The 9,471-nt window shown below is 69.3% G+C and carries 9 protein-coding genes and 1 pseudogene; 2 read left to right on the plus strand and 8 right to left on the minus strand.

Annotated elements, in window-relative coordinates; genetic code table 11:
- From VGE49_RS12360 to VGE49_RS12380, 5 genes are all read right to left on the minus strand, one after another.
- On the minus strand, positions 1-1,349 hold a 1,349-nt coding region (locus tag VGE49_RS12360), incomplete at its 3' end, for a cobaltochelatase CobT-related protein (RefSeq protein ID WP_331034847.1).
- Positions 1,350-1,891: 542 nt separating this feature from the next.
- Positions 1,892-2,185, minus strand: a complete 294-nt coding sequence (locus tag VGE49_RS12365) for a hypothetical protein (protein ID WP_331034848.1) — start codon at positions 2,183-2,185, stop codon at positions 1,892-1,894.
- 1 nt (position 2,186) lies between these two features.
- Positions 2,187-2,510: a hypothetical protein gene (locus VGE49_RS12370; RefSeq protein ID WP_331034849.1), complete on the minus strand. Its 324-nt coding sequence runs from the start codon at positions 2,508-2,510 to the stop codon at positions 2,187-2,189.
- A 4-nt stretch (positions 2,511-2,514) separates the two neighbouring features.
- Positions 2,515-2,847, minus strand: coding sequence for a hypothetical protein (locus VGE49_RS12375; RefSeq protein ID WP_331034850.1), 333 nt, complete (start codon positions 2,845-2,847; stop codon positions 2,515-2,517).
- Between the two features lie 51 nt (positions 2,848-2,898).
- The gene (locus VGE49_RS12380) at positions 2,899-3,690 is read right to left on the minus strand and encodes an NYN domain-containing protein (RefSeq protein WP_331034851.1); all 792 of its coding nucleotides are present in this window, start codon (positions 3,688-3,690) and stop codon (positions 2,899-2,901) included.
- 84 nt (positions 3,691-3,774) lie between these two features.
- Here VGE49_RS12380 and VGE49_RS12385 point away from each other — a divergent pair, with 84 nt between their 5' ends.
- Complete coding sequence (locus VGE49_RS12385) at positions 3,775-4,212, plus strand: hypothetical protein (protein WP_331034852.1); 438 nt, start codon at positions 3,775-3,777, stop codon at positions 4,210-4,212.
- 62 nt (positions 4,213-4,274) lie between these two features.
- Here VGE49_RS12385 and VGE49_RS12390 read toward each other — a convergent pair whose 3' ends face one another.
- The 3 genes from VGE49_RS12390 to VGE49_RS12400 form a co-directional block, all read right to left on the minus strand.
- Positions 4,275-7,130, minus strand: coding sequence for a M16 family metallopeptidase (locus VGE49_RS12390; RefSeq protein ID WP_331034853.1), 2,856 nt, complete (start codon positions 7,128-7,130; stop codon positions 4,275-4,277).
- A gap of 97 nt (positions 7,131-7,227) precedes the next feature.
- Positions 7,228-8,016: a hypothetical protein gene (locus VGE49_RS12395; protein ID WP_331034854.1), complete on the minus strand. Its 789-nt coding sequence runs from the start codon at positions 8,014-8,016 to the stop codon at positions 7,228-7,230.
- Positions 8,017-8,124: 108 nt separating this feature from the next.
- Positions 8,125-8,907 carry a type II restriction endonuclease gene (locus VGE49_RS12400; RefSeq protein ID WP_331034855.1) on the minus strand — a complete coding sequence of 261 codons (783 nt, stop codon included), beginning with the start codon at positions 8,905-8,907 and terminating at the stop codon, positions 8,125-8,127.
- Positions 8,908-9,033: 126 nt separating this feature from the next.
- Between VGE49_RS12400 and VGE49_RS12405 the strand changes: the two are divergent.
- Positions 9,034-9,471, plus strand: a pseudogene (locus VGE49_RS12405) (hypothetical protein); the annotation flags it as partial.

The following is a 9,471-nucleotide window of genomic DNA, read 5'->3' on the forward strand; positions in this document are numbered from 1 at the left end:
GCGCGGGTGGTGAAGCCCAGGATCTCGACCTTGACCCCGCACCGCTCCAGCGTCCGCGCCAGGATGTCGGCGCAGACCGCCGCCACCATGATCGGCCGCCCGCGCATCGAGCCCGAGTTGTCGATCAGCAGGGTCACGACCGTGTCCCGGAACGGGCTCTCGCTCTCCATCTTGAACGACAGGGGGCTGGTCGGGTCGGTGATGACGCGGGTCAGGCGCGCCGTGTCCAGCACGCCCTCTTCCAGATCGAAGGCCCAGCTGCGGTTCTGCTGCGCCATCAGGCGGCGCTGCAGCTTGTTGGCCAGACGCGACACCACGCTCGACAGGGTCGCCAACTGGGCGTCCAGCAAGGACCGCAGTCGGTCCAGCTCCATCGGATCGCACAGTTCCTCGGCGCCGATGGTCTCGTCATAGGCGCTGGTGAAGACGCGATAGGCGTCCACGGCCCGCCCGTCGTCGACGCTGTCCTGACGATTGGGCAGGGCGCCTTCGTTCAGTTCGGGGCCGTCGTCGCCGGCCTCGCAGTCGGGATCGGCGGGGGCGCCGTCGGGGCGGGTCTGGCGCTCGTTCTCGGCGGACTGGTCGTCGGCCGTGCCTTCCAGAGACTGGCCGCCTTCGCCGCCGTCCTCTTCTTCCTGTTCGTCCTCGTCGGGCGCGTCCTGCTGCGACTGGTCGGGCTCGTCCTCGCCCTCTTCGTCGTTGGCGTCCTCGGCCTGGCCGTCGCCGGGATCGAGGTCCAGCGCCCGCAGCACGTCCTTGAGTTTCGCCGCGAAGGCCGTCTGGTCGTCGGCTGCAGCGGCCAGGGCGTCCAGTTCGGCCCCCGCCTTCAACTCCAGATTGGACCGCACCAGATCCAGCATGGCCTTGGCCCCGTCCGGCGCGGCCTCGCCCGTCAGGCGCTCGCGCACCAGAAGCGCCGCCGCCTCGGCCACCGGCACCCGCTCGGCCTCGGCCCGCAGGGCGCCCGACTTCTCCAGCCGGGTCAGAAGCGCCGCGTTCAGATTGTTGCGCACCCCCTTCAGCTCACGCGCGCCCACCGCCTCGACCCGGGCCTGTTCGACGGCGTCGAACACTTCGGCCGCCGTCTGGTCGATCGGGCGCAACCGGGCGTTCAGCCCCTCGTCGTGATTGGCCAGGCGCAGGGCCAGCCGGTCGGCCTGACCGCGCAGGGTCGCGCTCTCGGGCGCGCCCGGATCGCGCGGCGGGTGGGGCAGGGTCAGGACGCCGTTGGACAGCCTCGGCCCGTCCGAGCCGAAGTGGACCTCCAGCTCGGCCTGCTCAGCCAGCGCCCGGGCGGCGTTCGCCAACGCGCGTTTGAAGGTCTCGGCGGGGGTCTCTGCGGCGGCCATGGCCCACACATAGACCACCGCGCGCGCGGGGGAAGGGGCGTCCGGCCTCGGGGCGCGAAAAGCCCGCCGTTCTAGAAGTTCTGCTGCGTCCTCGAGCCCTGGGATTCACGTACGCGATCACTCGCCGAGCGGTCGCGGGCGGAGCTGTTCACCGGGACCTGCCGACAGACCCGCTGCGACAGGTTGGAGCCCGGCTCACGCTCCCGGCGACAGACTTCGCGCATCGGTTCGCTGGGCGGAACGCTCGGAGCCGGGGCTGGGGCCGTGCCGGCCGCGCCGGCCGGGGCGACGGGGCGACTGGCCGATGCGGCGGCCGGGTCAAGGGCAAGAACGGCGAGGGACGCAATCAGGATCATGAACATCTGAGAGGCTTTGAACTTGACGAGGGGGGCGGACGAAATGCGACCCGGAACGATCAGGGCCGCGACGAGGGAAGAAACGGAGGGCAAACATCGGATGCACCCCCCTTCGGTTTCATCGTGCCGAGGGGCGGCGATGAAGCCCGCTAACCGGGCGGCCTGCCTTTGTGGCGGCAGGGGCGATCAATCGCCTTCGATACGGCCCAGGCGCTGCATGTCTTTCAACATGTCGCTGGCCATGCGTTCGCGCTCGCTGCTGTTCACCGGCACGCGCCGACAGACGCGACGCTGGATGTTGGTGTCCATGGCCCGTTCGCGAGAGCAGACCACGCGCGTCGGGCCGTCCGGCAGGGTGGGCGCGCGGGCGGTGATGACGCGGACCGGAGCGCGGGGCGCGGGCACCGGGCTTACGGGCGCGACCTCCGTCACTTGGGCGGAATGGGACAGGAGCGTGAGGGTGAAAAGGGTGATCAGCATGTCAGTCGACCGCCCGCCCGCCGGGTTGGCGGCCAGTGGGGATGCCAAAGCTCAGGCGCTGCATGTCCTTGGCCATGTCGCTGGCCATGCGTTCGCGCTCGCTGCTGTTCACCGGCACGCGTCGACAGACGCGGCGTTGGATGTTGCTGTCCATCGCTCGCTCGCGAGAACAGACGATCCGCGTGGGGCCGTCCGGCAGGGTCGGGGCGCGGGCCGTGATGATGCGGGCGGGCGCGCGGGGTGCGGGCACGGGGCTCACCGGCGCGACCTCCGACACCTGGGCGGAATGGGACAGGAGGGCGGCGGCGACGAGGGGGATCAACATGACATTAGCCGACGGGGCGACCGCCGGGCTGGCGCGGATTGGGGCCGTCGGTGGAGTTCAGGCCGATGCTCTGCATCTGCCGCAGGTAATCGCCGGACATCATTTCGCGGCCGGCGCTGTTGACCGGCACCTCGCGGCAGACCCGGCGCATGATGTTGCTGTCCATCGCCCGTTCGCGCCTGCAGACGGTGCGCGTCGGGCCGTCGGGCACGCTGGGGGCGCGGGCCGAGATGGCGCGCGACGGGGTGCTGGAGGCGACGCGCGGGCGGGCGTCTTCCTCATTCTGAACGGCAGGCGCAGCCAGCAGGGCCAGGGCGGCGGCGATGGTCAACAGCATGGCGAGATTCCTGCTTCGTGGAACTTTGGGACCGTCATCCTGCCCTTGGTTTCACTTTGTGGCAACATCGTTATCCGAAAGGCTCCGCTTGTCGGCGCGCTTCACCCGCGCCCGCATGGCGCTGCCGGGTCCGACCTCGACGTCGAAACGGCCGGTGGCGCGGATCAGGTCGGACAGCTTGGCGTAGCCGTAGGTGCGCTGGTCGAAGTCGGAATGGGCGTTCCTCAGCCGGTTGCCGATGCCGCCGATGCTGACCCAGCCGTCGCCGTCCTCGTCCATGTCGGCGATGGCGGTGGCGATCAGGCGTGTGGCCTCGGACGGCTTCCTGACCGCCGGGTCCGGGGCCGGGGCCGGGGCGGCCGCGTCCGGATCGACCGCAGCGGGGCCGCGCAGGTTCTCGGTGTAGATGAAGCGGGTGCAGGCCTGGCGGAAGCTCTCGGGCGTCTTGCGCTCGCCGAAGCCGTAGACCGGCACCCCCTGCTCGCGGATGCGCGCCGCCAGCCGGGTGAAGTCGCTGTCCGACGACACCAGACAGAAGCCGTCGAACCGCCCCGAGTGCAGCAGGTCCATGGCGTCGATCACCAGGGCGATGTCGCCCGAGTTCTTGCCCTTGGTGTTGGCGAAATTCTGTTGCCATTGGATGGCCCAGCGCGCCAGCACCTCGATCCAGCCCTTCAGCGAGGTGTTGGCCGCGTCGCCGTAGATGCGCCGGGCGCTGGCCTCGCCCAGGGTGGCGATCTCGGTGAACAGGGCCTCGGCGATGCGCGACGAGGCGTTCTCCCCGTCGATCAGCACCGCCAGGCGCGGGGTCCGGGCATAGGCGTTCAGGGCGTCGGTCGGCATGGGCGGGCCTTTCAGCGATCCGGGCGTCAGCCTCGACCCGCACGCGCACGCGGTCAACCGCCGACGGGCGTGCTAGAGGGCGGCATGACCCAAGCCCCCCAAACCGCCATGCGCCGCCTGATCGACCTGCCCGGCGTCGATGATCTGGAACTGAAGGCGCTGATGAAGCCGCGCTACGCCGATCCCGACGCCCGCGACGAATTTCCCGAGATCGACGCCCTGACCAGCGCCCTGTTCGGTCTGACCGGCGACGCGGCCGAGGCCGTGGCCCTGCCGGAGGATTGGGACGACATTCACCGCCTGACCGGCGCCGATCTGGCCGAGGCCTTCGAGGCCCTGGGCTGGGATGTGACCGACAAGCGCCGCAAGCCCTTGCGCCTCATGCCCCACTACGCCCTGCCCCTGGCGCTGGCGATCCGGGGCCTCGCCGGCGAACTGCCCTTCGTCGCCGAACCCGACCACCCGACGACCGACTGGGGCGCCGGTCTGGCCGCCGACGCGGCGCGCTTCCGCAAGCGATAGGCGTCCAACGAAAACGGCCGACGGGTCGCCCCGCCGGCCGTCCTCACGCCTTGAGGCGGGGCTTACTGGGCCGTCGCCGGCGCTGCGGCCGAGCGCACCTCGACCGGCAGGCCGAGCGCGTCCAGCTGCGGCTTGACCACCGAGGCGTCGCCGACCACCACCCAGACGAACTTGGCGGGGTCGATGGCGGCGCGGGCGGCGGCGTCCATCTGCTGCGCCGTCAGGGCGTTGATGCGCCCGGCCAGGGCCTCCTGATAGCCGTCGGGACGGCCGTAGAGGGCGTTGGAGCGCAGGGCGCCCAGCACCTGGGCCGAGGTCTCGTAGCTGCCCGACAGGCCGCGCGTGTCGCCCAGGACGGTGCGGTCGCGCTCGGCCGCGGTCACGCCGTCGGCGCTCAGGAAACGCTCGTACTGGCCGATCAGGGCCGCGATCGATTCCCCCGTGCGGTTGGCCTGGACCGGGGCGTTGACGATGTAGGGCGAGCGGTTCTGCAGGGTGTTGACGTTGCCGCGCACCCCATAGGACCAGCCCTTGGTCTCGCGCAGATCGGCGTTGATGCGCGACAGGAAGTCGGCCCCCAGCACGGTGTTGGCCGTGGTCAGGGTCAGCAGGTCGTCGGCGCCCGACACCGGCAGCACCTGACCGCCGTAGATCAGCGACTGCGGCGACTGCGGACGATCGATCAGGACGATGCGGGCCGAGGTCTGGGGCAGGGCGGCGTTGAAGGCCTTGGTTCCCTTGGCCGTCGTCGGCGCGCGCCAGTCGCCGAAGGCGGCCTCCAGCTGCGGCTTCAGTTCGGCCAGCGGCAGGTCCGACACGACGAACAGCTTGGCGTTGTCGGGGCGGATCCAGGCGGCGTGATCGGCGACCAGGTCGGCGCGGGTCAGACCGCGGATCACCGCCTCGTCGCCCGTGCCGCTGAACGGACGGCCATAGGGGTGGCCTTCGCCATAGATCAGCGGCGGCAGGGCGCGGGCGGCGAGGGCGGCCGGCTGGGTCTTTTCATTGGCCAGGCCGGCCAGGCGCTGGGCGCGCAGGCGCTCGACCTCGGCCGGGGCGAAGGCGGGGTTGCGCACCACGTCCGACAGCAGGGTCAGCGACGGCTGCAGATTGGTGGTCACGGTCGACAGGCTGGCGGTCGTGCGGTCCATCGACGAGCCGACCGAGACGCTGGCGCCCAGGCGTTCCTGGGCTTCGGCCAAGGCCTTGGAGTCGCGCGTCGTGGTGCCTTCCTGCATGACGTTCAGCATCAGGGTGTGGGCGCCCAGGCGGTCGGCGCGGTCGGCGGCGACGCCGGCGTCGAACTCCAGAGCCACGCGCGTCACCGGCACGGTGGTCGAGCGGGCGTAGACCACCTCGATCCCGTTCGACAGGGCGGCGCGCTCGACGGCGGGGAAGTCGACGTTGGACACCTGACCGATGGCCGGAGCCGCCTCGCGGGCCACGCGCTGGATCGGCGCGGCCGGCGCCGGAGTCGCGCCCGCGGGGGCGGCGGCGGCCTCGACATAGGCCTCGCGGTCGCCCGGCTTGACGATCTGGCTGTAGACGGGGCGGCTCAGCCACTTCTTCATCGCGGCCTGGACCTGGGCCGGGGTCACGGCCGCATAGGCCGCCAGCTCCTTCTTGTAGAAGTCGGGATCGCCCGCATAAAGCTGACCTTCGGCCAGGACCGAGGCCTTGCCGTTGGCCATTTCCAGACCCTGGATGCGTTGCGAGGCGAAGCGCGTCACCACGCGGTCGATCTCGTCCTGGGTCGGGCCGTTGGCGATCAGGTCGGCCAGGACGGCGTCCATGCGACGCGCCACGGCGTCGGCGTCGGCGCCCGGCTTGACCATGGCCGAGTAGCTGAACATGCCCAGCCGCTGGAAGGTCTGGTTGCCGGCCGAGACGCTGGAGGCGATCTGCTCGTCGCGCACCAGCACATTGTCGAGGCGCGAGCTGGCCAGGCCGCCCAGCACCGAGGCGCCGACGCTCAGCGGCACGGAGTCCGGGTCGCCCAGACCGGGCACGGCCCAGGTGCGGCTGATGCGGGTCTGGGCCACGCGGTCATGCAGCACCTGCTCGACCGGCGCGGCCAGGGTCGGGATCGGGGCCTGGGCCGGGGTGTTGACCGGACCGCGCGCGATGGCGCCGAAGTACTTCTGGCTCAGTTCGCGGGCCCTGGCCTCGTCGATGTCGCCCGACAGCACCAGGATGGCGTTGTTGGGGCCGTAGTTCTGACGGAACCAGTCGCGCACCGTCTCCATGCTGGCGGCGTCCAGGTCGGCCATCGAGCCGATGGTCGAGTGGCGATAGGGGTGCCCCTCGGGGAAGAGGGCTTCCAGCGTGGCGTAATAGGTCAGGCCATAGGGCTGGTTGTCGCCCTGGCGCTTCTCGTTCTGGACCACGCCGCGCTGCAGATCCAGCACCTCCTGGCTGACCTGCCCCAGCAGATAGCCCATGCGGTCGGATTCCAGATAAAGCGTGTAGTCCAGCGCCGGGGTCGGCACCGTCTGGAAATAGTTGGTGCGGTCGAACCAGGTCGTGCCGTTCAGGCCCGTGGCCCCCGCCGCGTTCATCGTCTGGATGTGGCTGGACGGCGAGTTCTCCGATCCGCCGAACATCAGGTGTTCGAACAGGTGTGCAAACCCGGTCGAGCCCTTGGGCTCGTCCTTGGAGCCGACATTATACCAAACCGACACCGCCACGACGGGCGCCTTGCGGTCCTCGTGGACCAGGACGGTCAGGCCGTTGTCCAGCTGGAAACGCTTCCACGGAATGTCGACGCGGGCGACCAGCTCGGCTGCCGGCGCCCCGCGCAGCGGCGTGGCCGAGGGCGCGGTCGCGGCGGGCGCGACGGGGGCCGTCGTATGGGCCAGAACGGGCGAAGCGACGGCCACAAGGGCGGCCAGCGCGACGGAAGAGGCGGCAAGGCGCATGGATTTCAGTCCCCAACAGATAATGCTGGGGCCGGACCTTAGCCGTGCATCCCGTCACGGCAACGCGACACATTGCTATGTGAACGATTGTTCATGTTCAGGTCGCCGTCTTCAACGCCTCCAGCGCCTCCTTCGCCTCCCGCATTTCCCGCCGGGCCTGGGCGGCCTCGCGCCGGGCGTCCAGCACCTCGCTCCGATGGGCGTCGGGCGCCGCCTTCAGCTGATCCCAGTAGAGCGACTTCAGCTCATACTGGGGGTCGTCGTATTTCGACTCCGGGGTCAGGGCGAAGCGCGCGCTCATCATCTCCCCGTTGAAGCGCGCGGCCAGCAGGATCTCCAGCGGCGTGTTCTCGAAGCTGTTGGCCCTGTCCTGCCGGTCCATCAGCCGCACATAGACCTCGGCCAGCCGCGCCAGTCCCTGCGCCTCCGGCAGCCGCCGCATCAGCATGGCCCGGCCCGAGGCGATCATCGCCGTCGAGGCCAGCACCGCCGCCTTGCCCTCGTGCGCGTCTTCCGCCGTCAGCGGCCCGAACAGGGCCTGGGCCAGGGCCGCCTCGGCCGCCGTCTCCTGCGCCGCCCTGGCCTTTTCGGCCTCTTCCTGCGCCGCCTCGCGCGCCTTCGCCGTCTCTATGGCGATCTGGTCGCCCCAGTCGCGCTTGGTCGCGCCGTGCACGGTGATCCGCTTGCGCAGCGCATGGCCCGACACCCGCCACCGCTCGCTCAGCTCCGGCACGGTCGCCCCGTTGCGGTACTCGTCGAGGATGATCTCCCACGTCGCCTTCGACAGCCGGTAATGGGCCGGCTTGTCCCCGGCGCCGGGCGTCGGCGCCTTCTTCGGTCGGCGAAAGGGAAACTCGCCGCGAGGCGGCGCGGGGGCGTCTGTCATGCGCCGGAGGATAGGCCCGCGCCCGACCTCGGCTGGTGAAAGGCCCGGAACGGCCCGCCAGAGCAGGCGGAGCCGTGAGTCAGGGCGTTGGCAAAACGCCGGACGCCTTTACATCTGCCTTTGCCGGACAAGGTCGATAAAGCCGCCGACGTCCATCAGCCAGTTCCGTTGCGCCGGTCTAAAGGTTTCGTGCAAGCGACGCGGGATGACCAACTGCAGGGACTTGGCCTGCATCTCGTCGGTCTGGTTCTCGGAAATCCCCGTCTCAAGCGTCAGCAGGTGCTGGTGCTCAATGCGTCGCGCTTCCGACAGCACCTGCCGCCAGCGATCTTTCAGGGTGGACTTGGCTCCCAACATGGTCAGGCGCGCGTCCGGAAACTCCGGGTTGGCGTAGTCGACCTCTCCGGGAAACAGGAAGTCCGGCTTGTTGCGGTTCTCGGTCTGTGCGCCGCGGGCGTAGCGAATTCCTTGCGCCTGAAAAACGGCTTCGAGGTGGTTTTCCAGCGCCTGACCGGCCCGGGCCTTGCGGCGATTCTGGACACTTAGCGAGAATGACAGGAAGCCGTCGACATCCACGGCGTCCGAGGTTTGAAAGCCGTCCCCGATCCTTTCGGCGACGATCCGGCGTTCAAGGCGCCGGAACAGTTGCTCCTCACGATCCAGCCAGTCGACCAGAGCAGCATCAGGGTCATCGACGGCGGAAACCTCCGGCAACGAGGACCGGGCCAGTTCGGAGAAGACCTTCGTCGTGGGAAAGACCAGCCCGTAAGGGGCGATGAGCCCGTCAAGACGATCTGCCTCGGGCTCCTCCGGCTCGATCGACAACAGCTCGAGGATGCGGCGCGCCGCAAAGCCCAGTTCCGTGTCGTGCATGGCGTCGAGATTCTGCACCGTGACCTGCTGGTCGCCGGGCGCCTCCAGCCCGAACAGCCACAGAAGCTGGTTCTGCGTCGAGCCCGCCGCTGGTGTGAGACGGTATCGACTTGAGCAACTGCTCCGCTTGCGCCAACATCACGTATGGCCAAGGGCGTGTTCACTACCAAACTGAGTCCGGGCTACGACGACCTGCCCGAGGAACGGTATCATTTCCAGAGCAGATATCTGCGGGCGGTGGAGCAGACGCTTGGCGACACCATTGTCTATTATGAGCCGCGACGCGGCTCGGCGGAATTGAGCAGCCGGGGCGGTCGATCAGCCTATTTCGCTACCGCTCGGCCCTATGCCATCACCGAAGATCCGAATATCCCAGATCACTTCTACTGCCACGTCGAAGACTACCTTGATTTTGAGCGAGCGGTCCCGTTCCGCACTGGCAATAGCTTCCACGAGAGTATCCTTCGGCGCGAAGATGGTGAGACTAACAGAGGGGCGTTTGGGAACTCGGTTCGCGTTGTGCCGGACGAGGAGTTTGAGAGCATTCTTTCGGCAGGGTTCAACAAGTCGTCTATCGACTTT

It is taken from the genome of Brevundimonas sp. (genome assembly GCF_036405315.1).
Classification (GTDB): domain Bacteria; phylum Pseudomonadota; class Alphaproteobacteria; order Caulobacterales; family Caulobacteraceae; genus Brevundimonas.

Bases quoted from the DNA above. Each gene is read 5' to 3' on its own strand.
- VGE49_RS12365 (WP_331034848.1), bottom strand. From the start codon at position 2,185: ATGCTGATCACCCTTTTCACCCTCACGCTCCTGTCCCATTCCGCCCAA.
- VGE49_RS12375 (WP_331034850.1), bottom strand. From the start codon at position 2,847: ATGCTGTTGACCATCGCCGCCGCCCTGGCCCTGCTGGCTGCGCCTGCC.
- VGE49_RS12380 (WP_331034851.1), bottom strand. From the start codon at position 3,690: ATGCCGACCGACGCCCTGAACGCCTATGCCCGGACCCCGCGCCTGGCG.
- VGE49_RS12370 (WP_331034849.1), bottom strand. From the start codon at position 2,510: ATGTTGATCCCCCTCGTCGCCGCCGCCCTCCTGTCCCATTCCGCCCAG.
- VGE49_RS12385 (WP_331034852.1), top strand. From the start codon at position 3,775: ATGACCCAAGCCCCCCAAACCGCCATGCGCCGCCTGATCGACCTGCCC.
- VGE49_RS12390 (WP_331034853.1), bottom strand. From the start codon at position 7,130: ATGCGCCTTGCCGCCTCTTCCGTCGCGCTGGCCGCCCTTGTGGCCGTC.
- VGE49_RS12395 (WP_331034854.1), bottom strand. From the start codon at position 8,016: ATGACAGACGCCCCCGCGCCGCCTCGCGGCGAGTTTCCCTTTCGCCGA.